Origin of the sequence: Streptomyces sp. NBC_01352 (assembly GCF_036237295.1) — a bacterium.
Lineage (GTDB): Bacteria > Actinomycetota > Actinomycetes > Streptomycetales > Streptomycetaceae > Streptomyces > Streptomyces plumbiresistens.
The window spans coordinates 10,796,997-10,823,587 of record NZ_CP108354.1; the positions used below are offsets into that span (position 1 = coordinate 10,796,997).

The 26,591-nt window shown below is 68.9% G+C and carries 22 protein-coding genes and 2 pseudogenes; 3 read left to right on the top strand and 21 right to left on the bottom strand.

The window, feature by feature from the left end; genetic code table 11:
• Positions 1-101: 101 nt before the first annotated feature.
• Both rox and OG252_RS49595 read right to left on the bottom strand, forming a co-directional pair.
• Entirely contained in the window at positions 102-1,646 is a 1,545-nt protein-coding gene (gene rox, locus OG252_RS49590; RefSeq protein ID WP_329344740.1) for a rifampin monooxygenase, read from the bottom strand.
• A gap of 641 nt (positions 1,647-2,287) precedes the next feature.
• Complete coding sequence (locus OG252_RS49595) at positions 2,288-2,926, bottom strand: TetR/AcrR family transcriptional regulator (protein ID WP_266447009.1); 639 nt, start codon at positions 2,924-2,926, stop codon at positions 2,288-2,290.
• A 120-nt stretch (positions 2,927-3,046) separates the two neighbouring features.
• Here OG252_RS49595 and OG252_RS49600 point away from each other — a divergent pair, with 120 nt between their 5' ends.
• A complete protein-coding gene (locus OG252_RS49600; RefSeq protein WP_329344742.1) occupies positions 3,047-3,835 on the top strand; it encodes an SDR family NAD(P)-dependent oxidoreductase in 789 nt (262 codons plus the stop codon).
• Between the two features lie 134 nt (positions 3,836-3,969).
• Positions 3,970-4,238: pseudogene (locus tag OG252_RS49605) on the top strand (helix-turn-helix domain-containing protein); the annotation flags it as partial.
• 679 nt (positions 4,239-4,917) lie between these two features.
• Here the strand turns inward: OG252_RS49605 and OG252_RS49610 are convergent.
• From OG252_RS49610 to OG252_RS49660, 11 genes are all read right to left on the bottom strand, one after another.
• Complete coding sequence (locus OG252_RS49610; RefSeq protein WP_266447011.1) at positions 4,918-5,826, bottom strand: SDR family oxidoreductase; 909 nt, start codon at positions 5,824-5,826, stop codon at positions 4,918-4,920.
• 546 nt (positions 5,827-6,372) lie between these two features.
• Complete coding sequence (locus OG252_RS49615; RefSeq protein WP_266447013.1) at positions 6,373-6,852, bottom strand: MarR family winged helix-turn-helix transcriptional regulator; 480 nt, start codon at positions 6,850-6,852, stop codon at positions 6,373-6,375.
• A 10-nt stretch (positions 6,853-6,862) separates the two neighbouring features.
• Positions 6,863-7,924: an alkene reductase gene (locus OG252_RS49620; protein ID WP_266447015.1), complete on the bottom strand. Its 1,062-nt coding sequence runs from the start codon at positions 7,922-7,924 to the stop codon at positions 6,863-6,865.
• A 76-nt stretch (positions 7,925-8,000) separates the two neighbouring features.
• On the bottom strand, positions 8,001-8,906 hold the full coding sequence (locus OG252_RS49625; protein WP_266447017.1) for an NADP-dependent oxidoreductase: 906 nt from the start codon (positions 8,904-8,906) through the stop codon (positions 8,001-8,003).
• Between the two features lie 956 nt (positions 8,907-9,862).
• Complete coding sequence (locus OG252_RS49630) at positions 9,863-9,988, bottom strand: hypothetical protein (RefSeq protein ID WP_329344746.1); 126 nt, start codon at positions 9,986-9,988, stop codon at positions 9,863-9,865.
• Positions 9,985-11,325 (bottom strand): NtaA/DmoA family FMN-dependent monooxygenase, encoded by a 1,341-nt coding sequence (locus OG252_RS49635; protein WP_329344748.1) that lies wholly within the window; start codon positions 11,323-11,325, stop codon positions 9,985-9,987. Before OG252_RS49635 ends, OG252_RS49630 begins: the two co-directional genes overlap by 4 nt.
• A 164-nt stretch (positions 11,326-11,489) precedes the next feature.
• Complete coding sequence (locus tag OG252_RS49640) at positions 11,490-12,188, bottom strand: nitroreductase (protein ID WP_329344750.1); 699 nt, start codon at positions 12,186-12,188, stop codon at positions 11,490-11,492.
• 278 nt (positions 12,189-12,466) lie between these two features.
• Complete coding sequence (locus OG252_RS49645; protein WP_329336594.1) at positions 12,467-13,207, bottom strand: NADPH-dependent F420 reductase; 741 nt, start codon at positions 13,205-13,207, stop codon at positions 12,467-12,469.
• A 113-nt stretch (positions 13,208-13,320) separates the two neighbouring features.
• A complete protein-coding gene (locus tag OG252_RS49650; RefSeq protein WP_329344752.1) occupies positions 13,321-13,914 on the bottom strand; it encodes a TetR/AcrR family transcriptional regulator in 594 nt (197 codons plus the stop codon).
• A gap of 423 nt (positions 13,915-14,337) precedes the next feature.
• Positions 14,338-15,177 carry a helix-turn-helix transcriptional regulator gene (locus OG252_RS49655; RefSeq protein WP_329344754.1) on the bottom strand — a complete coding sequence of 280 codons (840 nt, stop codon included), beginning with the start codon at positions 15,175-15,177 and terminating at the stop codon, positions 14,338-14,340.
• Between the two features lie 394 nt (positions 15,178-15,571).
• Positions 15,572-16,321 (bottom strand): SDR family oxidoreductase, encoded by a 750-nt coding sequence (locus tag OG252_RS49660; RefSeq protein ID WP_329344756.1) that lies wholly within the window; start codon positions 16,319-16,321, stop codon positions 15,572-15,574.
• Positions 16,322-16,507: 186 nt separating this feature from the next.
• On the opposite strand from OG252_RS49660, the gene OG252_RS49665 reads away from it, so the two are divergent.
• A complete protein-coding gene (locus OG252_RS49665; RefSeq protein WP_266447030.1) occupies positions 16,508-16,687 on the top strand; it encodes a hypothetical protein in 180 nt (59 codons plus the stop codon).
• A 456-nt stretch (positions 16,688-17,143) separates the two neighbouring features.
• On the opposite strand, the gene OG252_RS49670 is transcribed toward OG252_RS49665, so the two are convergent.
• From OG252_RS49670 to OG252_RS49705, 8 genes and pseudogenes are all read right to left on the bottom strand, one after another.
• Complete coding sequence (locus OG252_RS49670; protein ID WP_266447031.1) at positions 17,144-17,767, bottom strand: TetR/AcrR family transcriptional regulator; 624 nt, start codon at positions 17,765-17,767, stop codon at positions 17,144-17,146.
• Between the two features lie 336 nt (positions 17,768-18,103).
• The gene (locus OG252_RS49675) at positions 18,104-19,072 is read right to left on the bottom strand and encodes an NADPH:quinone oxidoreductase family protein (RefSeq protein WP_329344757.1); all 969 of its coding nucleotides are present in this window, start codon (positions 19,070-19,072) and stop codon (positions 18,104-18,106) included.
• A 239-nt stretch (positions 19,073-19,311) separates the two neighbouring features.
• Positions 19,312-20,070, bottom strand: a complete 759-nt coding sequence (locus tag OG252_RS49680; protein WP_329344759.1) for an SDR family oxidoreductase — start codon at positions 20,068-20,070, stop codon at positions 19,312-19,314.
• The gene (locus tag OG252_RS49685; RefSeq protein ID WP_329344761.1) at positions 20,067-20,846 is read right to left on the bottom strand and encodes an enoyl-CoA hydratase/isomerase family protein; all 780 of its coding nucleotides are present in this window, start codon (positions 20,844-20,846) and stop codon (positions 20,067-20,069) included. The genes OG252_RS49680 and OG252_RS49685 overlap by 4 nt, the downstream gene beginning before the upstream one ends.
• Positions 20,847-20,851: 5 nt before the next feature.
• Positions 20,852-22,495: an AMP-binding protein gene (locus OG252_RS49690; RefSeq protein WP_266447042.1), complete on the bottom strand. Its 1,644-nt coding sequence runs from the start codon at positions 22,493-22,495 to the stop codon at positions 20,852-20,854.
• The gene (locus tag OG252_RS49695) at positions 22,492-24,240 is read right to left on the bottom strand and encodes a CocE/NonD family hydrolase (RefSeq protein WP_329344763.1); all 1,749 of its coding nucleotides are present in this window, start codon (positions 24,238-24,240) and stop codon (positions 22,492-22,494) included. The genes OG252_RS49690 and OG252_RS49695 overlap by 4 nt, the downstream gene beginning before the upstream one ends.
• A gap of 227 nt (positions 24,241-24,467) precedes the next feature.
• Complete coding sequence (locus OG252_RS49700) at positions 24,468-25,271, bottom strand: cation:dicarboxylate symporter family transporter (RefSeq protein ID WP_329345423.1); 804 nt, start codon at positions 25,269-25,271, stop codon at positions 24,468-24,470.
• A 101-nt stretch (positions 25,272-25,372) separates the two neighbouring features.
• Positions 25,373-26,579 (bottom strand): annotated as a pseudogene (locus OG252_RS49705) (RNA-guided endonuclease InsQ/TnpB family protein).
• Between the last annotated feature and the right edge of the window lie 12 nt (positions 26,580-26,591).

Here is a 26,591-nt window from a genome sequence, read left to right on the forward strand (position 1 = left end):
CCGCGCCCCGCAGCTCGCCAGGGTCTTCGCCAGCCAGGACACCCCCGCAGCCGACACTGACACCGCCGTGTGGCAAAGCTCCTTCGGTTGCTCAGGCGAAGTCAGTTGGCGGGCTTGCCGAACCAGCGGGAGAGGTGGTCGTCCAGGGCCTGCTGATCGTCGCCGATCCAGGCGACGTGGCCGTCGGGGCGTAGCAGGACGCACGGAACATCCAGTACCGCAGTGGGATCCCCGAGGTAATCGACTCGGTCCGACCAGCCGCCGACGGTCAGGCGTTCGGTGCGGTCCAGCAGCAGGCCGCGGCCGCGATGCAGCAGAGCGTAGAGGTGGCCGTGTCTCACGTCGATGTCGGGCAGGCGGCGGCCGAGCAGGTCGGGGCCTTCGCCGAAGTCGTAGCGGATGCCGATCGCGGTGATCTTCTCGATCAGATAGCGGTTCACCTCGTCGAAGTCCATCAGTTCGGTGAGCAGCCTGCGAACGGCCTGCGGGCCCGGTTCGGGGGAGTGCAGTTCCATCTGGGCGCGGGTGTTGTCCAGCACGTCCTCGGCGACCGGATGGCGTTCGGCCTGGTAGGTGTCCAGCAGTGTTCTTGGCGCCCAGCCGCGGATTTGTGCGGCCAGTTTCCAGCCGAGGTTGAATGCGTCCTGAACGCCCAGGTTGAGGCCCTGTCCGCCGGTGGGTGGATGGATGTGTGCCGCATCGCCGGCCAGCAGCACCCGCCCGACCCGATAGCGTTCGGCCAGCCGGGTGGCATCCCCGAAGCGGGACAACCAGCGCGGGGAGTGCACGCCGAAGTCGGTTCCGGCGATGGTGCGCAGCTGTTGTTTGAAATCCTCGAGGGTGGGCGGTTCCGCGCGATCGCTGACTCCCGCGGCGGGGACTACGACGCTGTATGACCCTCCGCCGAATGGCCTGAGCCAGAATCGCTTATTGGTCTCGCCGATTGCGCTCACCTTGGCCGCGATCTCCTGCTGCGGCACACCTACTTCCATCTCGCCCATCAGCGTCTCGGTCCGCGAGGGCTCACCGGGGAAACCGACGCCGAGCAGTTTGCGCACCGTACTGCGCCCGCCGTCACAGCCGACGAGATAGCGCGAACGCAGCTGTTCGCCGTCGGCCAGCTCGACGGTCACACCCTCGTCGTCCTGCTCGAAATCGGCCACCGCACAACCGCGCCGGACCTGCGAACCCAGTTGGGTCGCATGCTCTTCGAGCAGGTGAACGATGACCGGCTGCGGGATGCCCAGCAGATAGGCGTGCGCGGAATCCAGGCCCTGGGGCGCGGGTTTGTTGATGGCGGCGAAGAATCCGCCGGCCGGACGCTGTCTTCCGTGTTCGCGAATGCGATCCAGCAGCCCGCGCATTGCCATCAGCTCGAGACTGCGAATGTGCAGACCGACGATGCGGACGAACGACACGGGCTCGGTTTCCTTCTCCAGAACGAGTACCCGCACATCGTGCAGCCGCAGTTCGGCGGCCAGCATCGCGCCAGTCGGCCCGCACCCGGCAATGATCACATCGAACATGAGGGGCGCGCGATCTGGGCCGGATGCCGACGACCGGAGTCCGGGGATGGCGCCCGCAGTGAAGTCGCGCTCGACCGTGTCGTTCGACGACAGCTCGGCGGTGAACTGCGGAGAGGGCATAGGTCTGGCCTTTCGAGAGTGCCTTGTTGGCGAGGCACTCCCGGCGACACCTACGTCAATCGCCCGACCATGACGGGAAGGGGGAGCACCCACATCGATACAGCGTTCATGGGTCTCACCTCCTCGGGCGGTGTCACAGTCAACTGCAAGCTACAAGCCCGACATCACCCCGTCCAATCCTTTCCCAGCCACGTGATCACCGCCCCGAGGCGGACCGGATCTCGGAAACCGCTGCGCGCCGGAATCGGAGGCGCGCGACGAGCGCGAGCGGCTGCGCGAGGCCCACGAGCAGGGTGACCGGCCGCTTCGCTCGGCTACTTTGCACCGTGGGTCACAGACAGGAGCCCTGGGCCGAGACATCCCGCGCCCGAGACACCCCTACAGGTCACATAACTCTGACCAGCGCCGTCGCGTCCGGCAACTGCCCGACCCCGGCCACCACCTCCGGGAACGCCGGCGTTCTGTATCGAGTGACTTGGTGTTGCTTTAGCCGTCGAGTAAGGGCACTCCCGTAATCGGTCTTTGGCTTCTATCGACTGCGGGGCGGGGGCTATCGGGTGCAGCTCCATCGCGAAGGCGGCAGTGCAAGCCTGTCCGGCAGGTACCGGGTTGGTTACGCAGAGAGGCGAGGCGCTGGTGCCTCAGGTGCCGTGAGTCCCCGGCGCGGCGTATCGGGCGAGCATGGTCAGCACTGCTTGATCGACCGCGTTCATGACGGAAGAGTCGTCGGGCTCCCAGCGGGCGAGCAGCATCCGCGGCCAGAACACGTAGTTGGAGATCATCCCGAGGAATTGGGTCGCTGCCGTCTCCGCATCGTCAAGCAGGGCTGTGCCGGCGGCGTTCTCCGCTGCCAGGTAGCGGCGGACCGATTCGAAGTAGGGCATCTTGCCGAGCTTGAACTGGGTCTCGCCGAGCTCCGGGAAGCGCGGCACCTCGGCGATGACGATGCGGAAGAGGGCGGCCATGCCGGGTTGGGTGAGAAGTGCCACGTACCGGCGTCCGATGATCTCAAGCCCTGCGCGGAGGTTCCCCGGCTCGGGGAGGGGCACCTCCTCGTCGTCGACCTTCCAGTATTCGGTGACGATCGCCTCGAACAGGGCCGCCTTGGTGGTGAACTGCTTGAACAGTGTCGCCCTGGACACTCCGGCCGCCTCGGCGATGCGGGCCAGTGAGGTGCCGTCGTAGCCGGAGTCGAGGAACAGCTTCGTCGCTGCCTCGATGATGGACGTCCGCTTCTGCGCTGCCACGCGCCGGTGGTATTCGGAAGGCTGTGCCGTCATGCCCTCCAGTATGCCTCTCGTGGCGAGGTGAGTCACTTGACTCGCCTCCGGTCCTGCTCTTACGTTGAGAGGAGAGGTGAGCCACTCGACTCACCACGAAACCAAGGGGAAGGATGCACCATGAAACGCTTTGAGGGCCAGACCGTCATCGTCACGGGCGGCAGCGGGGGCATGGGTAGCAGCCACGTGCAGGGCTACTACGCCGAGGGAGCCAACGTCGTCATTGCCGGCCGCGACGACGACGCCGGCCGCGACCTCGCCGCTCAGCTCGGTCACCGCGCTCTGTCCGTTCACCTGGACGTCGCCAGCGAGGACGACTGGGCGGCGGCGGTGCGAGAAGTCGAAGGCCACTTCGGGCCGGTCACCATCCTGGTGAACAACGCGGGAGTCCAGAACCCGGCGGCCCCTATCGAACACACCGAACTGCGTACCTGGGAGCACACGTTCAGCGTCAACGTCACGGGCCAGTTCCTCGGCATCAGGGCTGTGGCTCCGTCGATGCGCAGGGGCGGCGGCGGAACCATCGTCAACATCGCCTCGACCATGGCCCACGTCGGGACGGCCTTCTACGCCCCTTACACCGCCAGCAAGTGGGCCGTGCGCGGGCTGACCAAGACGGCCGCGCTGGAGCTGGGGCGGGACAACATCCGGGTCAACTCCATCCACCCCGGCGTCGTCTCCACACCGCTGATCAACGAACCCACCGTCGCAGGCCAGCCGGCCATCGCCGACTTCTACTCGCCCGATCCCTTCGCCATTCCCCGCCTGGCCGAACCTGCCGACATCACCCGCCTGCTGCTCTTCGTCACCTCCCAGGACGCGTCCTTCGCTACGGGCTCGGAATTCGTCCTGGACGGGGGTCTGCTGCTCGGCCCTGCCCTCCAACCCGAAGTCGACATCGCGGCTTGATCCGGCATGGTGCTACGGAGCGTGCGGTCGCGGGCGCCCGCTCCAACGACCTCGTTCAAGGCGAAGCGACCTCGCATTGCGATGATGACGGTCTGTGGCAGGTGTGATCACGGTCGGCGTCCGAGCCGTCCTGTATAGCTCCACTCATTGGGCTGAGCCCGTGCTGCCTCGGCCACTGGAAGACCGCGTGCTGCTCGTGACAACGTACTTGCGCACGAATTTGACGACGCGCCAGCTTGCACCGCTCCTCGGTATCTCGAAGTCCGCGGCCGACCGCATCATTGACCACCTCGGCCCCCGGCTGGCGCTCCAGCCTTGTCGGCGGTTCCGCAAGGACACCATGCTCATCGTGGACGGCATCCCGGTGCCCACTCCTGATCATTCGATCGCCGAACAGTCAAAAATCGGCCTCGGACTCGCCGCCTGCACGCCAGGCACGCCACCACACTCCTGCGGGCCCTCCTCGTCCTGCGAACCTTGAGATCGCCCGCTGACGGATGATCGACAGCTTGGACAGCCGGCCCTGACCAGCATGAGCACCAGGGCATAGCCATCACACCAGGCACCGACCAGCAATTTCAAAGTACACGGGCTCAATGACCGGCAGCCGGGAAAAAACGGCCCCTGCCCTCCCGCATCACGGTCGGCAGACCAGCGACACCCACAACCGCACAGCGACCACACTCACGCCTCGTCGTCACCACCCGTAGATTGTGAGCCGGTCGGCGCCGCCCGGAACCGCCAACTGCCCACACAAGTACCACCCTTGACGACACGCATACCTTCGAGAATGGCAATTGCTCGCATCCTGCGCCGTGTTGTTCCTGTCGTGGATCTCCACGGCGAGCACGGGAGAATCGATGCAGATCCGCATGAGGGTCGATTCTCTGGGGCAGCGACTGTGGTGCGAGGCTTGCCGAGGGGGCTTCATCCAGCTCAGCGCCGGTTCAGGTGGCCTGGCTGCGGCCGGCCCGGCAGGTTCCTATTCCGGGTGCGGTAGGAACGTATGGCGATCTGTCACTGCGGTTCCTGCGCTCATCGGTTGGCCCCCGCCCGGGCGGCGGGATCGGGATGCGGGCCGGTCACCGGTGCTGCGCCGTTCCCAGTTCGTCGGTGTAGCGGGCGAGGGCCTCTTCGGCCGTGGGGACGGGGCCGAACAGCTGCTCCTGGCGGCGGGGGTCGGCGACGTAGCGGCCGCTGTCGAACCAGGCGAACATCGCTGCCATGTCCTTGACCAGGGGCATGAAGCGGCCGAGGACGGCTCCTGCGGCGCGGACGACGGCGGAGGGGACGGCCCACACCTTGATCTTCTTTCCGGCCCGGCTGCCCATCAGGTCGGCCATCTCGCGCATGCTGACCGGACGGTCCCAGCCGATGTCGATGCGCTCACCGTTGTCGGCCTCGGCGTCGACGGCGGCCGCCAGGTACACCGCGAGATCGGAGGTGTGGACGAAGGTCAGCGGGACGGTGCTCTTGGCCATCCAGATCAGGCGGCCCTTGTCGATCGGGTCGCCCGCCATGGTCGCGATCTGGTCGAGAAAGGCCCCCGGGCGCAGTGCGACGAACGGGACGCCGAGCTGTTCGAGCTTGTCCTCGGCGATCTTCTTGTGCCAGAAGTGCGGGACTTGGGGCGTCTGGTCGCTGGTGAGGATGCTCGTCAGGACGAACCGCCGGATGCCGGTGCGGTGGGCGGCCTCGGCGAGGTTGGCGTTGCCGACGGTGTCGATGTCGTTCGCGTTCTTGCCGCCGCGGGTGTAGCCGGCGGCGGTGGTGATGACGGCATCGGCACCGTTCATGGCGGCGACAAGGGAGTCGAGGTCGAGCATGTCGCCGCGGGCGATCTCGACACCCCGGGTTTCGAGCCTGCTCGCGTCGGTGGTCGGCCGGACCAGCGCGCGGACGTTCTTACCGCGCTTGAGCAGTTCGTCAACGACCTTGCCCCCGAGGGAGCCGGTCGCGCCGACGACGAGGACGGGGAGGGTGGTGGTCATGGGTGTCTCACTTCCATCAGGTCAGTGGTGGGGGATGGGGTGGGCGGGGGAGTGGTGGCCGTACGTGGGCGCCGTCGATCCGGTCGCTCAGTGGGCGGGTCCGTGGTGGGCGGGTCCGCGGCGCGGGGCGCGAGTCACCGCCGGCCTTCGGGAGCTGGCCGAGGTCGAAGGTGATCCGGAGCAGAGGCGGGTGGTGCGGCGGTCCGCGATGTACAGCCGGTTGGCGACGGGGAAGGGCTCGACATCCCCGTGGGAGGGGTATTGCCCTTTCCCTCGGACGAGTTCGGCCTGCCTGCACCGGGACAGCTCGCGCTTGCCCCTGACGCTGAGGCCCGCTCACCCCCGTTCTGCCTCACGTACGGGGGTGAGCGGGGCCCCGCCAGATCCGCCGGCTCGGCTCACCGGGCTTCTTCCGACAGTCTGGGAGCCTGGCTCCGTTCAGCACGGGCCTTCGTGAGCCGAGTGCGCTGCGGCACTGTCCATTTCGCGGGAACGCCGGAAATGATTCGCACTCCAGGGCGGAACCGGGGTGCAGGGCGAGGGGAGTTACTCGGACTCTTCCCGCGGAAGGGCGCGGCTGTTGATCGCGTCGGCGATGGCGTAGGCGGTGCGGACGAAGGACTCTGCCTGCTGCACCGACAGGTTCAGCGCGGAGGTCTCCTCCAGGGCCCGCCACATGGCTGCGATGGGCTCGCGCATGGCCCGGCCTTTGTCGGTGAGGTGGACGACCATGACGCGCCGGTCGTGTGCGGCCGGCTCGCGGACGAGCAGGCCGGCGTCCTGCATGCGGCGTAGTGCCTTGGAGATGGTGGAGTGGTCCACCTCGACGCTTTCGAGCAGCTCGGACTGGGTCTGGCCGTCCCGGTCGAGGAGGTGCATCAGCAGCAGTTCCTGTCCGGGATGCAGGTCCATCTCGCGGAGTATGGCGGCGGCGCGGGCGCGGTGAGCGCGGGCGAGCTGGTAGATCGCGTAGCTCATCGGCCCCTCGCCGGCCGTAGAGGGGATGCGAGGTGTGGGGGCAGGCATGGGCGGTTCCTCAGACGGTGTAGGTGGGGTAGTCCGTGTAGCCGGCCACTCCGCCGCCGTAGAAGGTCGCCGGGTCGGGGGTGTTCAGCGGCGCATCAGAGCGTAGCCGCTCGACCAGGTCCGGGTTGGCGAGCGCGAGGGCGCCGACCGAAACAAGGTCGGCCGTGCCGTGGTCGATGTCCTTGGCGCGGGTGGGCAGGTCGGTGCCGGCCCGGTTGAGGATCAGCGCGGTCGGCCACAGCGCGCGCAGGGTGCCCAGCAGAGCGTCGTCGCCCGCGTGCATCACGTGCAGGTAGGCGAGACCGAGAGGACTGAGGGCGCGCACAAGCGCCGGGTACAGCTCGGCGGTGTCGGACTCGGCGATGTCGTTGAAGGGGTTGCCGGGGGAGATACGCAGGCCGGTGCGGTCGGCGCCGATCTCGCCGGCCACGGCAGCGGCGACCTCGACGGCGAAGCGGATGCGGTTGTCGAGGGAGCCGCCGTAGCGGTCGGTGCGCTGGTTGGTGTTGTCGGACAGGAACTGGTGCAGCAGGTAGCCGTTGGCGCCGTGGATCTCCACGCCGTCGGCGCCCGCCGCGACGGCAGCCGCTGCGGCGCGGCGGAAGTCGTCGACGGTCGCCGCGATCTCCTGCGTCGACAGAGCCCGGGGGGTCGGCATCTCCTGGGGCCCGGACGCGGTGAACATCGCGCCTTCCGGCCGGATCGCCGAAGGGGCGACCGGCTGGCGCCCGTGTGGAGTGTTGTCGGGGTGGGAGATGCGTCCGGTGTGCATCAGCTGGATGACGATCCGACCGTCGGCCGCGTGCACGGCGTCGGTGACCTTGCGCCACCCGGCGATCTGCTCGTCATTGTGGATGCCGGGAGTGAGGAGGTAGCCCTGGCCGTCGGCGGAGGGCTGGGTTCCCTCGGTGATGATGAGTGCGTGCGAGGCCCGCTGGGCGTAGTACTCGGCGTTCAGCTCGGTCGGTACGCCTTCGGGTGTGGAGCGGTCACGGGTCATGGGGGCCATGACCAGGCGGTGCTGGAGGGACATGTCACCGACGGTGGTCGGTGTCCACAGGGAGTTCAGCATGAATGGTCCTTCGGGCGGTGATGAACATGTGGTGGCTTGGGAAGGCGGGGCGTGGCGGAAGGAGAGGCCGGCGTGATCAGTCGACGGTGAGGACGAGCTTGCCCCGGACATGCCCGGCGTCGCTGAGCTGCTGGGCCGTGGCGGCCTCGGCGAGCGGGTAGGCGGTGACGGTGGTGACGACCTTGCCGGTCGCGGCGTCCTGGGCCAGTACGGCCAGGCCGTCGGCGGAGCGTTCCCGTGGACTGCTGGAGAAGGTGATGCCGAGCTGGTGCGCCCGGAGGTCGGCGATGGTGACGATGCGCTCGGTGCCGCCGCGCAGGGTGATGGAGTCCTCCAGGGCTCCCTTCCCGGCCAGGTCGAACACCGCGTCCACGCCGTCGGGGGCGAGCGCCCGGACCCGCTTCACCAGGCCCTCGCCGTAGAGGGTCGCGGTGGCGCCGAGTGAGGCGAGGTAGTCCTGGTTCGCGGCGCCGGCGGTGCCGATGACACGCGCTCCGCGGGCCGTGGCGAGCTGGACCGCCAGAGTGCCGACGGCTCCGGCAGCGCCGTGCATCAGTACGGTCTCCCCGGCGACGACGCCGAGCAGGTCCAGGACGCGCTCGGCCGTCGTGCCGGCCACCGGTAGCGCGACCGCGTGCTGCCAGTCGAGGCCGGCGGGCTTGGGGGCCACGGTGGTGGCCAGCGCGTACTGGGCGTACGAGCCGGTGTCCGACCAGCCCAGCACCTCGTCGCCCACCTGCACGTCCTGCACGCCCTCACCCAGGGCGTCCACCACGCCGGCGAGCTCGCCACCGGGGACGGAGGGGAGCGGCGTGGGGAACACGGCCTCCAGTGTCCCGGAGCGGATCTTGCCGTCCAGCGCATTCAGCCCGGCGGCCTTGACGCGGACGCGGACCTGCCCGGGGCCGGGCTGCGGGACCTCGATGTCCGCCTCACGCAGCACTTCCGTGCCTCCGAAGCGGTCGAACAGGATGGCTTTCATGACGACTCCTTTCGTGTCACCACCCAGTTAGGTGGCTGGACACATAATCAAGGTAACAGCAAACGTGTGGCTGGCCAAGTATTCACGTGGCTGGCCAAGTATTTGCTGCCGCTCGGGTGGCACAAGATCGATTGTGGTCGCGTCGGCCTCCTCGGGACGGCGGTCGAAGCGGGAGGCGCCCGCCGGAGCGCGCCTTGCGCGGCTCCGTTCTGGTTCAGGGCCCGGATCGGCTCGCCGTTGGCCGCCCGGTCGGCCTCCGGCTCCGCGTCCCTCTCCTCCAGCCGCGCCAACAGCTCAGTGTTCGCATGCTCCAGGCGGGAGACCTGGCGCTGAAGCTCTTCCTGGCCGGTGAGGGCACCGAGGCCCGACTTTGGCCACACTTGCTCGCCCATCGGCTCGGCCGGCCGACGCTCCAGGTGCTGGGTGTTGCGGGCGTGTGCGTTGGCGAGGTCCGCCGGTGGGATCGACGACGGAGGTATCGCGGCCAGGGCGCGCTCGTAGAGGTGCGGCCGGGGCGGGCTCCGAGCAGGCGTTGCAGTGTCAGTGCGGGACATCGGCGACATCGGCGACGGTGTGCGGTCCGTCCTCGGTGAGGGGGCCGCCGTCCGCGCGCTGATGCCTCAGGTTCCGGACGGGTCAGGAACGCGGCGATCGCCTCGGGCGCGGCTTCGATGACGGTCCGCTCGCCGGGCGGGGTGAGCGCGGCGGCCATGGCGGCGAGCAGCCGGTTGGGGGGAACCTCCGCCCCACTGCGCACCCCGTGCAGGGCGAGCGCGCGCAGGTGGATGAGTTCGGTGATGCTGCGGGCGTCCCGCTGCCTTCTCCAGGGGTCGGAGAGTGGTGCGACGGGCTGAGGATGCGAGCGTGCAGCTCGACAGCTCTACCGGAAGGGTAGTGAGGATCGGGGAGTCCCGGTCGAGGTCGACGATGGTGGCGCAAGAGGGTGACGACACCGCTCACCTGCGCTGCACGTCCCAATGTCTGATGTCGATGGCGGCGCCGGCTGCCATGGCGTCGCGGGACGCCTGCGGGGTTGCGGTGCCGGACGTCTGGACCGTGGTGGGCTGCGTGGTGGTGGTCATGACCGGGCCGGCTTCGTGAGGCGCGGGTCGAGGCCGTACTGCTCGTGGGCGCCGAGGTTCTCGCGCAGGGTGGGGCCTACGTAGTCGTCGTGGAACAGGCCGCGTTCCTGCAGGATCGGGACGACCTGGTCGACGAAGGAGTCGAAGCCGTCGTGGTAGCTGTCGATGGCGATCGAGAAGCCGTCGCAGGCCCCCGCCTCGAACCACTGCTGCATGTGGTCGGCCGCGTCGGCGGCGGTGCCGGCGACCACCGGGTGGTAGTCGATGACGCCGTGGGCGAGCACGTCGCGCAGGGTCCAGCCTTCCCGGGCCACTTCGAGGGCGCGGGCGGAGCGCGGGTCGTGCGGGCTGGGTGTGGCGTCGGCGAGCTGGTCCGCGGTCAGGGGCTCGTCCAGCTGGGCGGGGCCGAGCGGGAGGCCGATCATGGCGCCGAGGTAGCGCACGCGTTGGTTCAGGTCGACGACCTCGTCCAGGAAGCGGCGCCGCTGAAGGGCGGCCTGGCGGGAGGGAGCGATGGTCGGCATGAAGCCGGCGAGCATCTTCACCTCGTCCGGGTCGCGTCCGGCGCGCTTGGCGGCGTCCCGCAGGGCCTGGCGCTGGGCTCGGGCGTCCTCGATGGTGTACGGGTTGGCGTAGACGCCGCTGGCGTAACGGCCCGCGAGTTCCAGGCCGTAACTGCCGCCGCCTGCCTGGAAGATGACCGGCTGGCCCTGCTCGGACGGGGGGATGGGCAGCGGGCCGCGGGAGGCGGCGTGCTTGCCCTGCAGGTTGACCAGCTGGATCTTGTCCATGTCGGCGAACCGCTTGCCGTCGACATCGAGAAGCCAGGCGTCCCTCTCCCAACTGCCCCACAGCCCTTGCACGATCTGGATGACCCCGTGGGCACGCTCGTACTTCTCCGCGCGCGGTGGGATCGTCGCGCCGAAGTTCGCCGCGGCGGCGGGGTCGGAGGTGGTCACCGCGTTCCAGCCGGCCCGGCCGTGGCTGATCACGTCCAGGGCCTTGAACTGGCGGGCGAGATTGTAGGGCTCGGTGAAAGGGGTGGAGGCGGTGGTGACCAGGCCGATCCGCTCGGTCTCGCGCGCGAGGACGGTAAGGATCAGCAGCGGGTCGATCATGTGGTGCGGGGCATGGTGCTCGAGGTCGACGTCCAGGACCGGGGTGTCCGCGATGAACAGCAGCTGGACCTTGCCGCGCTCGGCGGCCTGCGCGTAACGCGCGAACTGGTCCATGTCCGTGTAGCTGTTCAGGTTCGCACCCGGCAGCCGCCAGGCCCCGGGTGCGGCCCCGCGTCCGCCGCTGAACTGCATGCCCAGGACCATCTGTCGGCTTGTCACGGTACTTCTCGAGACCAGGTGATGAAAAACGGAATATTCCTCCGTTTGCTTTCCGGGAATACGGAGGCACCATCCGAATTGTCAAAAGCCGTGTGGGTGCCGAGCCCGGGCCGGACGAATGCCGGCCCGGGCTCGGCGCCGGCTGGTTCCTGCGGGCGGAGGAACTACTGCCTGTCGAGGACTCCCGGGGTGTCATGCAGGACCACGCTCCGCTGCAGCGGAACCCGCTCTGTGCGGAGCGTGTTCACCGGTGCCGCCGGGTCAGCCATGCCGAAGGAGATACCGAACAGCAGCTTGAGCTCCGCGGGGACACCCAGGAACTCGCGGACGGTGTCGGCGTAGACGCCGAGGATGGTCTGCGGGATGCCGGCCAGCCCCCGGGCCGCCAGCGAGAGCAGGAAGTTCTGCGCGTACATGCCGATGTCGCCGGCCGTCCGTACCCCGTCTCCGAGCGCCGGCAGGAACAGGAAAGCGGCATGGGGGGCGCCGTAGAACTCCAGGTTCTCGCGGACCGCCGCCCTCCTGCCGTCCCGGTCCGAGCGCTCGACACCCAGGGCCCGGTAGACACTCGCGCCCAGGGCCTGCGACCGCTCGAGGTAGAGGCCCTCGCCGTAGCCATCGGTGAAATCAGGGGAGGTCCGTCCCTCCTCCTCGGCCCGGAGTAGCTCTTTGGCCAGGGCGTCCCGCGCCGCACCCGAGACGACGTGCACCGTCCACGGCTGGGTGTTGCTGTTCGAGGGGGCCGTCTGTGCGTCTTCCAGCACGCCGCGGATGTCCGAAGGGGACAAGGCGGTGGGCAGGAACTGCCGGGGGGAGCGTCGGGAGCGTGCGATGTCGGTGAAGGGTGATGCGGTGCCGGGCAAGGCGGTTCCTCTCCATGGCGCGCAGTCGCCGCCACGGCGGCCGTCGCGCAGCGCAGTACGACAGGCCAGGCAAGGAGGCGGTCGGCGTAAGGGCCGGGTGCGGGATGCGCCCCTGCGGGTGTCGGCAGGCTTGCGGATGCTCGCAGGCAGTGGCGTGCCGAGGCTGCGGGATTGCAGTGCGGGGGACTGTGCGCTCTTCGTGTTCGTCGTGTGTGTTCGTGGCGTGCCGGCGCTGCCGCTCTCGTGTCGTTGCGTGCACGAGGGCCGTGTCGGGTGTCTCAGCGGTGGGCGGCGCGGTTCATCTCGACGACGTCGTCGACGGTGGGGTTGGCACCGAGGGCGGCGAAGCGTTCCGGGAGGCTGTCGCGGATGGCCGCGTCCTTGGTGCGGTCGGCCGCGGCCAGGGCCGCCGGCAGCTCGTCGAGGGTCAGTTCGGTGCAGTAGGCGGGGCTGTTGGGCTGCTGGCGCCAGGAGTCGGCCAGTGTGCCGGTGTCGTAGGGGTCGAAGCCGGTGTCGTCCACCAGGCTCATGGCCACCTTCCGCGCCGTGTCGGAGTCGCCGGCGACGGGGATGGCGAGGCGGCCGGGGGTTCCGGCCGGGACGCCCTTGGTCCGCTGGGTTTCGGCCAGGGCGGCGTTCCACGCCTTGATGACGGGGCGGCCGAGCTGCTCGGCGGTGTACACGCTCTCCACCTGGCCGTTGTCCACCGCCTCGATCGGCTCGCTGAGCATGCCGGGGTAGTAGTTCGCGGTGTCGATGACCACCGTCTCGTCGGGCACCGACGCGAACAGGTCCGCCAGCTTCCCTGCCACTCCGAACGGGATCGACAGGATGATGACGTCCCGGCCCTGGACGGCGGCGTCGGAGAGGTCCACCGTGCGGGCCCCGGACTCCAGCACTTCGGCCCGGACGGTTTCGGGGCCGCGGGCGTCGGCCACCTGGACGTCGTGACCGGCCGTGCTGAGCTTGGCGGCGAGGTTCCCGCCGATGGCACCGGCGCCTATGACAGTAATTTTCATGATTTGTTCCTTGGGGGGTTGTGCCGTCCCTGAGGGCAGCGCGATGTGATGGCCGGGTGGTGGTGCGGCCTGGCGTTGCGGGGGTCCGGGCGGGGTGTGGGGTGTCTGGCGGTTTACGCCTGGGTGTCCGGCTGGCTGTAGCCGCTCGCGATGAGGGTGCGGAGCCGGTCGAGCGACTCCTCCTCGGTGCCGGTGCCCTTGATCCAGGCGATGGAGCAGGCCGCGAGGAACAGGTCGTTCCCGCGCACCGACGCGCGCACCCGCCCGGCGAGCTGCGCGGCCCGCACGTACTGATCGGTGGCGGAGATGAGGATGCCGCAGGGGATGGTGAGCGGGTTGTCCGGCTCCTGCGCCCGGGCCGCGGCCATGAGCGGGTCCGGCAGCCCGCTGAAGGCGCTGAAGTACTCCTCCATCGCGCGCAGCCACTGCTCCAGCGCCTCGGCAGGGTCGCCGAGCTGCTCGATGTCCGCCTGGCGGGCCACCAGCTCCTGCGAGCGGGTCTGCAGCACGGCCGCCAGCAGCGCCTCCCGGGTGGGGAAGTGCCGGTACAGGGTGCCGGGCCCGACGCCCGCCTCCTTGGCCACCGCCTCCAGGGAGGTGCCGACTCCGTGCTGCAGGAAGTGACGCTGCGCGGTCTCCAGGAGGGCAGCGCGGTTGCGCTGGACGTCCGCGCGGGGCTTGCGTCCTCGCTGTTCACCGGCGCTCATGTGCCCTCCTGCCTGCCGTGATCGTGCGGCCACATCAAAGCGGATGCCGCCTCCGTATGCACTCGAGCGTAAAACGGAGGCGGCGTCCGGTCAAATGGGCGGCCTGAGCGCGGAGCCCGGACCTCGCAGGGGACCGACATATTGGGCCGTAGAGCGCAGCGCAAAAGCCGTACGGAGATGAGTCGGCGCGGTGCCGCGCTGCCGGTCCGACGACTTCGGGCGTCCTGAACCGTGGCCCGCATGCATCACCGGTGCTCCTGACGGGGCTGCCGCGGGTTGCCCCGGGGACGCCCGTAGGCATAGATGCCGGGACAGGCAGGAACGTGCAGCAGGGTCGTCCGGTTCAGCCTGCACCGCTGCAAGGTGCCCTTGTCCGGCCCCATCCCCCGTGCCGAGCTTTGATCCGTCCCCCGGCCCAGGACGTCAGGAGGTGAGCTGTTGGTGTCCTATGACGGAGAGCAGTTCGAGCTTGCTGTGGCTCTCCGTGCCGGGGCGGGTGGTCAGCACCACCAGGGTCTGGGCGCGGTTCTCGGTGAACAGGAGCTGGGCGTCGACGTCGATGCGGCCGAGTTCGGGGTGGAGGATGGTCTTGCAGTCGTCGTAGCGTTGGGCGACTTCCTGAAGTTCCCACATGCGGACGAACTCGGGGCTGTGTTCCTGGAGTTCGGCGAGGATCCGGGCGGCTCGGGGGGTGTCACTGCCGGCTGTCAGCGCGGCCCGCAGGCGCGCTGCATGGGCGCGGCCGTGGTGTTCGTGGACCTCCTCGGGATACACCAGACGTTCGGCCGGGTCCATGAACCAGCGGTAGTAGCCGCTACTGGCCAGGCCGGTGTGGCGGGTCGGGTCGCCGAGCAGTGCGATGGCCAACGGGTTGATCGCGAGGGTGTCCAGCAGGTCGGTCTGCACCAGGGCCGGGGTGTCGTCCAGGCGGTCCAGGACCCGCATCAGCGTTGGGCTGACGTGTTCGGAGCGGTGGAAGCGGGCCGGGGCGTTGTGGCCGATGAGGGCGAAGAGATGGTCGCGCTCGTCCAGGGTCAGCCGCAGCGCCCGGGCAAGAGCCGCGGTGATCTGGACGGAGGGCTGCGGAGCACGCTGCTGTTCCAGCCGGGCGTAGTAGTCGGTGGACATCCCGGCGAGCTGCGCGACCTCCTCGCGGCGCAGCCCCTGCGTACGCCTGCGCGCCCCCTCGACCAGCCCGACGTCGCGGGGGCGCAACATCTCACGCCGACGGCGCACGAATTCCGCGAGTTCCTTCTTGTCCATGCCCCCCATCCTCGCCGCATCCCGCCCGGCTATCCAGAGACCGCCGATCCATGGCTGAGCCCTCCTCTTCTGCGCGCGCGAAGCCGCTCGTACGGCCGACGCCGAGGACGCTCGCAGCCAGACGACCCGATGGTCACGTGACCTGCATGACCCGCTGGGGAATGCGCCGACCGTCGGCGGTGCGCCGCAGGCCACCGGTATGGAAGAGGGCCTGCGGCGACGGTCCCCGTCGAGGACGCCGGTCTTCCTGGCCGGCGACGCCGCGACAATGCTCGTCGTGTGACAGGCGCTCGCGTGCCCGTCGGCACTCAGGACGGAGCCGGTCGCCTCCAGTGCGACGACCGGGGTGAAGCCGAAGACGCTTCCTGTTGTTCCGCGTCGGTCACTGGATCGGTCAGCTGCCGCTGATCATGGCGAGGACGTCGTCGTAGGAGCCGTTGGCCTGCGCGTCGCGGATGAAACTGGCGCGCTCGACGACCAGCTCCTTCGCGTCGGGCTTCTCACGCAGCAGGTCGAAGGTCTCGGTGAGGAAGTCGTCCAACGGCATGGACTGGTCGCTGTCCTGCTGGCCCAGCAGGGTCGTGCGCACACCCGGCGGGACCACCTCGATCACCTGGACGCCGGCGTCGGCACCGGCGAGCTGGATGCGCAGGCTCTCGGAGAAGGAGTGCAGCGCGGCCTTGGTCGCGCTGTAGGTCGGAGTGCTCTGGTACGGGACGAACGCCAGCGCCGAGGTGACGTTCATGACGACCGCGTCGTCCTTGCCCACCAGCAGTGGCAGGAAGGCGTACGTCATCCGGATCGGGCCGAGCAGATTGACCGTGACGTGATCCTCGGCGACCTGGAGTTCGGCCGGGTCGAGGAGGTTCTCCCGCAGCATGATGCCGGCGTTGTTGACCAGGACGTTCAGCCCCGGGTGGCTCGCCGCCACGGACTCACGGGCCCGGGCGATCGAGTCGGGGTCCGCGACATCGAGGACGAGCGCGTCGATGCCCGGGTGCTCGGCCGTGATCTCGTCGAGGAGTTCCTTGCGCCGGCCGGCGACGATCACCTTGTTGCCGGCCTCGTGCAGACGCAGGGCCAGACCGAGGCCGATGCCCGAGGTGCCGCCGGTGATCAGAATCGTGTTGCCGGTCATCTTCATGCGGGTCTCGCTCCTTGGTTACGGCGGGCCGGTGAGCGCCCGCAGCTCGACCGTAGGGGTGGCCGCGCGGGGACGGGAGAGGACGGTTTATCCATGGATCGGCGGTCCCTGGCCGCGCCGTAGAAGACGCGACGGCCGGCCAGCGCCTCCAGACCGGGCGCAGCGAGCCGCCGGTAGGACACCCCGGTGGCCAGGATCACGGACTGTGTGGTGACGGCGGATCCGTCGTTGAACCGCAGCACCCGCGCGGACCCGGCCGGCTCCAGCGTCCGCGAGCCGCCGCAGCAGCACTGCTCCCGTGTGCCCAACCAGCGTCTTCTCATCGGCCGCCACCGACAGCCCAAGGCCCCGCCCGGTACCGGCTGACCACCAGACGGCCCTGCGGCCTTTCCTCCAGCCCGATGCCGGTGGTGGCCCGGACGACGGTCGGCACCGTGCTCCGGTTGTGGACCTCGCTGCATGGCACAGGCGGATGGGCACCGTCCGGTCGCCGATGAGAAAGCGGTCGTAGGGCTGCTGGAAAACAACGCGGGCTGCCAGGCCAACTGCCCTGTACCCCGAGTCGGCGCGACGAAGAGACAACGAGCGCGTCCGTCGACTGTGCAGCACCCACCCACTGGTCGGTCCGTCGGTCCGTACGCGAGGGTCCATGTGCGCTCGGTACGGCGTCCGGTGCCGCAGCGGTCGGAGGTGTTGCGGCCAACGGGGAGCGGTGCCTGCAGAGACGATCCGCGAGGTGCGCCCCTTCCCCGGGCTTTACCTGGGCGCCGAGACCTGGTCCCTGGGCGAGCGCACAGCTGTGGAAGGAGGCTCGAATGCGCCCTACTCCGAACTGAGCCCGTCCAGCAGGAGGTCACCGAGCTCGGAGAAGGCGTCGCCGGCGGTCAGGCCGGTCCTCTCCAGGAGGACCCCCGACTGGACCGCGTCGATGGTGACCGCCACGACCTGGGCTGCGAAATGACCGTTGAGCGCGCGGAAAGCGCCGGTCTGCACGCCCTCCTCGATCAGTTCGTGGACCCGGCGCGCCGCGGCGGCGGAGTTCGTGCGGTAGATCTGTGCGGTCGGTTCGTAACCGACCATGTCGTCGTAGAAGGCGTGGGAATGCCGGCGCATGGCCGTGCCGACGCCGGCGAGGTAGACCCGGATGCGCTGCCTGGGGTCGGGCTCTGCCTGGACCGCCCGTTCGATCTCGGCTGTCGCATCCCTGAAGAAGACGCGGGTGACCGCCAGGACCAGCTGTTCCTTCGTGGAGGCGAGGCTGTACAGCGTCGCCTTGGAGCACCCCAGTCGCTGGGCGAGCTCATCCATGGTCACCGCGGTGAAGCCCTCGGTCAGGATGATCGCCTCGGCCTGGCGCAGCAGTTCGTCCCGCCGACGTGTGTCGACGACCCGTCTGCGCGCGGTGCGGCGCGGGCGTCGGTCACGCGAGTCAGTTTGGGCCGTCACCGCAGCAGTCTCCCATGAGCTCTCCGCCGAAAGCGGCGGATGGTCGTCCGGGCCGGAAAGCCGCGACCCTTGCACATGGGTACTAGCGTACCGTCTAACGTACCCGCATGGAGTGTCCCGTGGGTGACGTTCAGGACAGGGTGTCGGAACTCGTGGACGACGTCCGCAGCAACAGCGGATCGCCGGCATCGCGAGGCGGCCACGCTTCATTGTTCACTGGCCGCGCGCCGCATCACCGCGTCTACTCGATGTCGGCGGTGGTATCGGCATCGGGTCCTCCATCCGCTGAACCACGGAGTCTTCTGCTCGCGTGTGCTTGACGACTCCGAGGCGTCGTCAGGCACGGATCTGCAGCAGTGTCCGACCGACAACTTTTCGCTGGTCCAAGTGCTTCAGCGCGGCCGACGCCTGTTCCAGGGGGAAGACGGACGAGATGGGCGGGTCCAGCCGGCCGGACGTCAGCAAGGGCCAGAGTTCGTGCCAATAGACGCGGGCGGCTTCCGGATCCTGCCGCCAGTACTCGTCCATCCCGACTCCGAGCACCGAGGTGTTGGTCATCAGCAGACGATTCACTTTGACCGTGGGGATGCCCCGGCCCGCGAATCCCAGCACCAGCAGGCGTCCCCCGCCGTGCCGCAGCGCACGAAGCGAGTCCGGGAAGCGATCCCCGCCGACGGGGTCGACCACGAGGTCGACGCCTCGGCCGTCGGTGAGGGTCCTGACCGCGTCGGGAAATCCGCCGACAGGTACGACCTCGTGTGCTCCTGCGGACCTGGCGACTTCGGCCTTCTCATCGGTGGACACGACGGCGATGACGCGCGCGCCGTACGCAGCGGCCAGCTGGCAGGCCGCGCTCCCTACTCCGCCTGCGGCTCCGTGGACGAGGACCACCTCGCCGGGGCGGAGAGCACCCCGGTGAATGAGGGCGAAATGTGCGGTCAGGTAGTTCAGGGACAGGGCCGCCCCACGGCGAGTGTCGACGTTGTCCGGGAGTGGAAAGACCATCGATGCGTCGACAGCGGCCGTCTGGGCGAAGCCACCGGTGACCGGCAGGGCTGCCACGCGGTCACCGGCGCGGAATCCGGCACCGTCCGTGCGGACCGTTCCGGACATCTCCCAGCCGGGGACGAAGGGCAGTTCTGGACGCGTCTGGTACTCCCCGCGAGTCTGCAGGATGTCCGGGAATACCACGCCCGCCCATTCGACGTCGATGAGAACCTGGCCCTCTTGGGCCTCCGGCTCCGGAAGCTCTCGTACGACCAGGGCATCAGGACCCTCGAACGCGGTGACGAGCACACCCTGCATCAATACCTCCCGGCCCCAAGGACCGTCTAGCTGGACCACTACGTACATACGGAACTGCTGACCGGGTCGGCTGAGTGACTGATTCTCGACGATCACCTCGCACGGAGCAGGCGTGGGCGTCTACCGCTGTGGGGGCCACCCCGCTCGGGGGTCACCACCACCACCGCGGTGGTGGGGCTGGACCGGGCGACGAAGGCTCGTGCAGCGGCTGACGACCTGCTCGTCCGCCGGGCTCGCCATCAGCGGATGGAGGATCCGATGGAGATGCCGCCGTCCACGTCGAGGACGATGCCGGTGATGTAGCCGGCGGCTTCGCTGGCGAGGAAGGCTGCGGCTTCGGCGATGTCCTCGGGCGTGCCGGTGTGGCGCATCGGGACCTTGTTCGTGAGCTTTTCGCGTGCGGGGCCGTTCATGGAGGCCAGCATGGGTGTCTCGATGAGGCCGGGGGCGATGGCGTTGGCGGTGATGCCGTGGCGGGCGCCCTCCAGCGCGAGGGTGCGGGTCATGCCGACGATGCCGGCCTTGGCAGCTACGTAGTTGGTCTGGCCGAAGTTCCCGCGCCACGACATGGACGAGAAGCTGACGATGCGTCCGTAGCCCTGGCGTTTCATGGGGTCGAACGCGGCGCGGGCGCAGTGGAAGCCGCCGGTGAGGCTGACACCGATGACCGCGTGCCAGTCGTCGTCGGTGATGTCCTCGACGCGGTTGTCGCGGATGATGCCGGCGTTGTTGACCAGCACATCGAGGCGGCCGAGATCGGCGGTGACACCGGCGATCCAAGCGTCGACCTGAGCAGAGTCGGTCACGTCCACCACGTCGGCGCGGAGTTTCGCGTCGTGGGCGTCGGCGATGGTCCCGACGGCGTCGGTGAGGGCTTGTTCGTTGACGTCGGCCAGCACGACGGTGGCGCCCTCGGCGGCGAACCGGGTCGCCATCGCGAGGCCGAGGCCTTGTGCGGCGCCGGTGATGGCGACGACCCGTTCGTGGTAGCGGTTCACTTGTTGTCTGCTTTCGTGTTCCGGGGAGCGAGGAAGGCCCGCAGGGCGTCGGCCACGTCGCTCGACGACCAGTTGTCGGCGAAGGTGGCCAGTTCCTCGCGCAGGGCATGCTCGGGGGCGACGCCGTCGATCCGGTGCAGCAGCGTCTTGAGCCGTTGTTGGGCGGGGCTGCTGCGGTCGGCCAGTTGCCGGCAGATGCGGGTGGCGGTGGCGTCGAGGTCGGTCTCGGGCACGATCGCGTGGATCCAGCCGGTGTGCGCGAAAGAGGTCGCGGGCAGTAGTTCGCCGGTGAGCAGGAGCCAGCGCGACAGTCCCCGTCCGACCGCGCCCGGAAGCCGGACGCTGGACCCGCCGGCCGGTACCAGCCGCCGCTTGAGGTGACCGTCGCCGATGAGCGTGGTGTCGGCGGCGACGACGACATCGCAGGCCAGGGCGAGTTCGAGGCCCCCGGCGACGGCGTGACCGTGCAGCACGGCGACCCAGGGTTTCGGGCTGGCCGCGATGCGGCTGAAGCAGGCCGACACATCGGCGAGGAAGTCGACCGGGTTGTCGCCCCTGTCGTGCAGCTCTAGGAACTGGTGGAAATCCCCGCCGGCGCAGAAGCTCGGCCCCCTGCCTGCCACGGCGATGACCGCTGTGCCGGGGTCGGCCTCGGCGCTGGTGATCTGTTTGTCCAGGGCTTCGATGAGGGGGACGTCGAGGGCATTGCGCCGCCCGGGGCGGTTGAGCAGCAGCCATCGTACGCAGCCGCGTTGCTCGACGAGCAGAGGTTCCATGCCGGTCAACGGGACTCCGGGGTGGCGAGTTCGGTGCGTCGGCGGCTGCGCAGCAGGTAGCGCTGCGTCTTGCCGCTGGGCGTCTTGGGCAGGGCGTCGATGAAGTGGATCGTGCGCGGGTAGGCGTGCGCGGCGTAGCGGGTCTTGACCAGCAGCCGGAGTTCGGCGGCCAGTTCCGGCGAGGCGTCGCCGGAGTCGCGTAGGACGACGTACGCCTCGATGACCTCACCGCGGACCTCGTCGGGTGCGCCGATGACGCTGCACTCGGCGACGGCGGGGTGCTGGGCGAGGACGCTCTCGATCTCGAACGGCCCGATCCGGTAGCCGGCCATGATGATGACGTCGTCGTCGCGGGAGGAGAAGAAGAAGTCTCCGTCGGCGTCGGTGCGCCCCGCGTCGCCCGTGAGGTACCAGCGGCCGTCGGCGGTGAACTTGGCGCCGCTCTGCCCTGGGATCTGGTAGTCGCTGAAGGTCATCAGCGGGCTGGCGGCGATGTCGATCGCGACCCGGCCGAGCACGCCTGGTTCGGCGGGCTCGTCCTTCTCGTCGGCCAGGACGGCGAGGCTCCAGCCGGGCAGCGGCCGGCCCATCGATCCGGCCTTGAGGGGACGGGCGAGTTCGGGATGGTGGTGGTTGGCCAACGGCATGCCGACCTCGGTCTGGCCGAAGTGATCGTGCACGGCGAGGCCGAGCGCGGAGCCGGCCCACTCGTTGACCTCGGGAGTCAGTGGCTCGCCCGCGCTGGACGCCCGTTCCAGGCGCAGCCCCTGCGGCACCGGCACCGACGAGGAGCGCAGTCCCCGGTACACCGTCGGGGCGGCGGCGAAGTCGGTGACCTGGTGGTCGACGAGGGTGCGCCAGGTCGTCTCCGGGGAGAACCCGCCGGCCAGCAGCAGGCTGGGGATGCCGGCGGCCATCGGAGCGACGATGGCCGCGTACAGCCCGTAGGCCCAGCCGGGGTCGGCGGCGCACCAGTAGCTGCTTGCCCGGGTGACGCCGAGACCGTACTCCAGGTAGATCTGCCATCCGGCGATGTAGGAGACGGGGTGGATGACCCCCTTGGGCTTGCCGGTGGTGCCGGACGTGAACATGTGCACCAGAGGCCCGTCCCCGCTCGTGGGGATGGCGGCCACCGGCTCCGGCGACGCGGCCGCGACCAGGTCGGCCAGCGACACGTCACCGTGCTGCGCGCCGCTTCCGGTGACGACGACGCGGCGCTGGGGGTCGTCCGGCATGTCGGGGCCCGGGTCGAGTTTGTGGCGCTGGTCCGGGTCGACGACCACCACGTGCGCACCGGAGCCTTCCAAGCGCAGGGCGATGGCCTGGGGCGCGAACGCGGTGAACAGCGGGACGTAGACCGCACCGAGCCGCCAGATCGCCAGGATGACGGTGACCAGGTCGGTGCTCTTGCCCATCAGGGTCGCCACCCTGTCACCCGGACCGACACCGAGCTCTTGGAGGGCCCGCGCACAGCGCTGGGAGTCCGCGGCGAGCTCGCCGTAGGTCAGCGTAGAAGCCCCGCCGGCGGCATCGACAACAGTGAACGCCGGGCGTTCGGCGGGGTGTTGGTCGCACAGCAGCCAGGCCACGTCGAGGGAAGGAGCGGTGAGGGTCGCGGTCAGTTCGGCGACCCGGTCGGTGGCGCTCACTGCTGGTCCTTGCGGTCGATGATCGGCAGGATGAGACGGCTGGGGTGGTTCGGCCCGTGATGGATGTGGTTGACGGCGGGAATCATCTGCTCCTCGCTCTCTCGGGCGATGACGCCTCCGGTGTTGGTGTTGCGGTCGTAGCGGGGGAAGTTGCTGCTGGAGACGTCCAGGCGGACGCGGTGACCGGGCAGGAACACGTTGGAGGTGGCGGTCATGTCGATGGTGATCTCGTAGACCGTGCCGGGGTCCATCAGTTCTTCCGTGCCGAGGCCTCCTCGGTAACGGGCGCGCAGGATTCCGTCGCACAGGTTGATCGCCTTGCCGTCGGGGAAGACGTCGACGAGCTTGGCGGTGAAGTCGGTGTCCACCGCTGAGGAGGACACGAACAGGGTCAGGCTGACCGGACCGGTGACCTCGACAGGCTCGTCCAGCACCGGGCCCGTGAAGCACAGGACGTCTTCGCGGCCGGCGACGGTCCGCTGGTCGACCGGGCCGCAGAACCCCGGTGTCGTCGGCATCGACGCCCCACCGGCCGAGGGAACGGGGCGACGCGGATCGTAGAGGTAGGTGTCCTGCTTCACGCTGGTCGGTGGCTCGGTCGTCAACACGCCGTCCCCGTCCGCCGTGTTGGCGTGACCGGCGCTCGTCAGGTGGAAGTCGGTCCACCTCGTGTCGGGCAGCGGCCACTCCTGCTCGTCGCGCCACTGGTCGATGCCCATCACGAAGATCTTCACGGGCGCCACGTCGTCCAGAGCGGTGGTGTCCCCTCGCAGCCAGCGGTCGAAGAACTTCAGCTGCAGGCCGCCGAGGTCCGCCATCTGGGCACTGGCCAGCGGGCCGAAGGAGCGGTCGCGGTAGACGCCGGTCGGGGAGGGGTTGTGATCCCACGGACCGACGATCAGTCGCTGCCCCTCACGCGCTTCCACGCTGCCTGCCTTGTGGCGGGCGGTGGTGTAGGTGCGGATCGTCTGGCCGATGTAGAGGTCGTACCAGCCACCGATGTTCAGCGCCGGGACGGTGACGTTCTTGAGCTCGGGCGTGAGCTCCATGGCGTCCCAGTACCCGTCGTGGGAGGGGTGGGCCATCCAGTCGTCCCACCACTTCCCGTACGCCGCCAGGACCGGAACCTCAGCCGTCGGCAGCACATCGTTGAGAGGCTCCGGGAAGAGCGCCGCCTGACCGAGCTGCTGCAGCTGGGACAAGGTGTCCCCGCCGGCCGCCAGGGAACGCTGCGCATCGGCCGCGTACATGATGGCGTTCCACCACGTGACCAGGCTCAGTGACAGCGCACCGCCCGCGGAGAACCAGGGCGCCTCGTAGTTGTCGATCGACGTCAAGGCCGGCGCGATCGCCTTGAGGGCCGGGGCGCCGGTCACGGCGGCTTCCCACTGGACCATCCCCAGGTAGGACGCCCCGAACATGCCCACCGTGCCATCCGACCACGGCTGGTCGGCGATCCAGGCGACAGTGTCCTCACCGTCGTTCCGGTCGGCCATATGAGGAACGAACTCGCCTTCCGAACGGTAGGTGCCCCGGCAGTCCTGCACCACCAGCGCGTACCCGGCCTCCAGCAGAGCCCCAAGGCCAGGCATGGAGGTATAGCTGACGCCCATCACGTCCTTGCCGTACGGCAGACGCACGAGCAGCGTCGGAGCCTGTCCCTCGGTGGGATGCCAGACGTTGGCGGCGAGGGCTACGCCGTCGCGCATCGGAACCTGGACATCTATGTCGTATAGGTGCTGCATCGGTGCTCCTCGTTGAGCTGCCGGTGTCGTCCTGGATTTGGGTACGTTAAGAGGTACGTTCGTACCCTGTCAATTACCCGAGTGGTCGGAGAGGGCGTCGACCTCACGCGATTCACCTGCGCGGGCTCCCCAGCCCGAGCCGGCGACAGATCGTCCGACGACGGAAACCCGGCGAGGGACTCAAGGCATGCGAGGCATGTCGATGCGTGGCGCCGCGCGCGAGTTCCTCAACGCCGGCGCGGTCGAGGGGCGGCTTCCGAACGGGTCCAGGCGAGGGGCAGCCGGCAGGGGCCCCGGAAACGACGTCCCGAGTGGCCGTCCGTCCGATGAACACCGGGCTCAGGCACTTCGTCGAGAATCTCAGGGAGGGACCGTTCGAGACGGTCGGCATCGCCTGACGACGTCGAGGGCGGTGACTTACTTGTCGGCGCCGGCGGCGTGGTGGTGCGGGAGCGCAGGACCTTGCGGGCCTGTTCGGTGTCGAAGTCGTTCTCCCACTTGCCGATCACGATGGTGGCGACGGCGTTGCCGAGGACGTTGATGAAGACGCGGCCCTCGTTGAGGATGCGGTCGATGCCGACGATCAGGGAGAGGGCGGCGAGCGGGATATGGCCGACCGCGGTGACGGTGCTGGCGAGGACGATGAACGCGCCGCCCGCGATCCCGGCGGTGCCCTTGCTGGTGAGCATCATGACGCCGACCATGATCAGCTGCTGCTGCTGCTGCTGCTGCTGCTGCCAGGACAGGTCGATGCCCATGGCCTGGGCCAGGAAGAGGGAAGCCATCGTGAGGTAGACCGCGGAGCCGTCCAGGTTGAAGGAGAACTCCGAGGGAATGACGATGCCGACCACGAGCCGGCCGATGCCGAGGATCTCCAGTTTGCGTACCAGCTGGGGCAGGACGGCCTCGCTGGAACAGGTGCTGAGGGCGACGAGCAGTTCGGCCTTGAGGAAGCGGATGAGGCCGAACAGGCTCAGGCGGCAGGCCCGCATGATGGCGCCGAGGACGACCAGGACGGTCGCCGTCGTGATTGGTCGTTCGTGAACAGGATGATGAGTTGACTTGCACCTCGGGCTGAAGCCCGATGTTTCTGACCTTCTCGATCATTGCTGTGCCGCTATGCGGCACGGGGTTAAATCGAGAATCCGTGGCTTCCTGCTTCTTCGCGCCGTGCCGGGATTGCTCCTGGTCTTACCGGCGCTCCGCAGGCCGATGCCGCCAGTCCAGCGGCCGTCTTCACGTTGATGGCGGCGTTGATGTCCCGGTCGTGGACGGTGCCGCAGGCGGTACAGGTCCATTCCCGGACGTTCAGTAGTTTGGGTCCGTCCTTGACGCCGCAGGTGGAGCAGGTCTGGGAGGTCGGCTCGAACCGGCCGATCTTGACCAGGGTGCGACCGTACCGTTCTGCTGTACTCCAGCATGCTGATAAACGATGACCATCCGGCGTCATGCACGGACTTGGCCAGCTTGGTGCGGGCCAGTCCCGCCACCGACAGGTCCTCCACGGCGATCCCTTGGTTCTCGGAGATCAGCTTCGTGGAGAGCTGGTGGTGAAACTCGCGGCGCGCATCAGCGACCTTGGCGTGCACGCGGGCGACCTTCAGGCGGGCCTTGGCACGGTTCCTGCTTCCCTTCTGCTTGCGGGACAGCTCCTGCTGGGCCTTCTTCAGTTTCTTCTCCGCGCGACGCAGGAAGCGCGGGGAGTCGATCTTCGTGCCGTCGGACAGAACCGCGAAGTGGGTCAGGCCGAGATCGACGCCGATGATGCGGTCGGTTCCAGGCATCCGTGTCGCATCGGCGGCAGGGTCGGTGTCGATGACGAAGGAGGCGAAGTACCGCCCGGCCGCGTCCTTGATGACGGTGACGGAGGTCGGGGTGGTGGGCAGCGTGCGGGACCACGTAATCTTCACCGCGCCGATTTTCGGCAGGTTCAGACGGCCGCTGTCGGTGATGGTCCAGCGGGCGTTGGCGGTGAATCGGATCGACTGTCGGGCGTCCTTGCGGGACTTGGAGCGGGGCGGACCGGTCCTGGGGCCCTTGCGAGTGCCTTTGAGGGAGGCGAAGAAGTTGCGGTACGCGGTCTCAGCGTCCCGCAGGGACTGCTGGAGCACCACCGCGGAGACCTCGCCCAGCCAGTACCGTTCTGCTGTCCGCTTTGCCTGGGTGATCAGGCGCGTGGACAGCTCGCCGGCAGTCGGGAAGGGCTTGTTGGTCCGGCGGGCGTCCTCGCGGGCGCGCACCGCGTCGTTGAACACGACGCGGGCACACCCGAACGCCCTCGACAGCGCAATGCGCTGACCGATGTCCGGGTACAGGCGAAAGCTGTACCTCAGCTGCATGACGGCCACCCT

Excerpts from the sequence above, each read along its gene's own strand:
- rox (WP_329344740.1), bottom strand. The coding sequence starts at position 1,646 with ATGCCCTCTCCGCAGTTCACCGCCGAGCTGTCGTCGAACGACACGGTC.
- OG252_RS49595 (WP_266447009.1), bottom strand. The coding sequence starts at position 2,926 with ATGACGGCACAGCCTTCCGAATACCACCGGCGCGTGGCAGCGCAGAAG.
- OG252_RS49600 (WP_329344742.1), top strand. The coding sequence starts at position 3,047 with ATGAAACGCTTTGAGGGCCAGACCGTCATCGTCACGGGCGGCAGCGGG.
- OG252_RS49610 (WP_266447011.1), bottom strand. The coding sequence starts at position 5,826 with ATGACCACCACCCTCCCCGTCCTCGTCGTCGGCGCGACCGGCTCCCTC.
- OG252_RS49615 (WP_266447013.1), bottom strand. The coding sequence starts at position 6,852 with ATGCCTGCCCCCACACCTCGCATCCCCTCTACGGCCGGCGAGGGGCCG.
- OG252_RS49620 (WP_266447015.1), bottom strand. The coding sequence starts at position 7,924 with ATGCTGAACTCCCTGTGGACACCGACCACCGTCGGTGACATGTCCCTC.
- OG252_RS49625 (WP_266447017.1), bottom strand. The coding sequence starts at position 8,906 with ATGAAAGCCATCCTGTTCGACCGCTTCGGAGGCACGGAAGTGCTGCGT.
- OG252_RS49630 (WP_329344746.1), bottom strand. The coding sequence starts at position 9,988 with ATGACCACCACCACGCAGCCCACCACGGTCCAGACGTCCGGCACCGCA.
- OG252_RS49645 (WP_329336594.1), bottom strand. The coding sequence starts at position 13,207 with ATGAAAATTACTGTCATAGGCGCCGGTGCCATCGGCGGGAACCTCGCC.
- OG252_RS49650 (WP_329344752.1), bottom strand. The coding sequence starts at position 13,914 with ATGAGCGCCGGTGAACAGCGAGGACGCAAGCCCCGCGCGGACGTCCAG.
- OG252_RS49655 (WP_329344754.1), bottom strand. The coding sequence starts at position 15,177 with ATGGACAAGAAGGAACTCGCGGAATTCGTGCGCCGTCGGCGTGAGATG.
- OG252_RS49660 (WP_329344756.1), bottom strand. The coding sequence starts at position 16,321 with ATGAAGATGACCGGCAACACGATTCTGATCACCGGCGGCACCTCGGGC.
- OG252_RS49675 (WP_329344757.1), bottom strand. The coding sequence starts at position 19,072 with ATGCAGGGTGTGCTCGTCACCGCGTTCGAGGGTCCTGATGCCCTGGTC.
- OG252_RS49685 (WP_329344761.1), bottom strand. The coding sequence starts at position 20,846 with ATGGAACCTCTGCTCGTCGAGCAACGCGGCTGCGTACGATGGCTGCTG.
- OG252_RS49695 (WP_329344763.1), bottom strand. The coding sequence starts at position 24,240 with ATGCAGCACCTATACGACATAGATGTCCAGGTTCCGATGCGCGACGGC.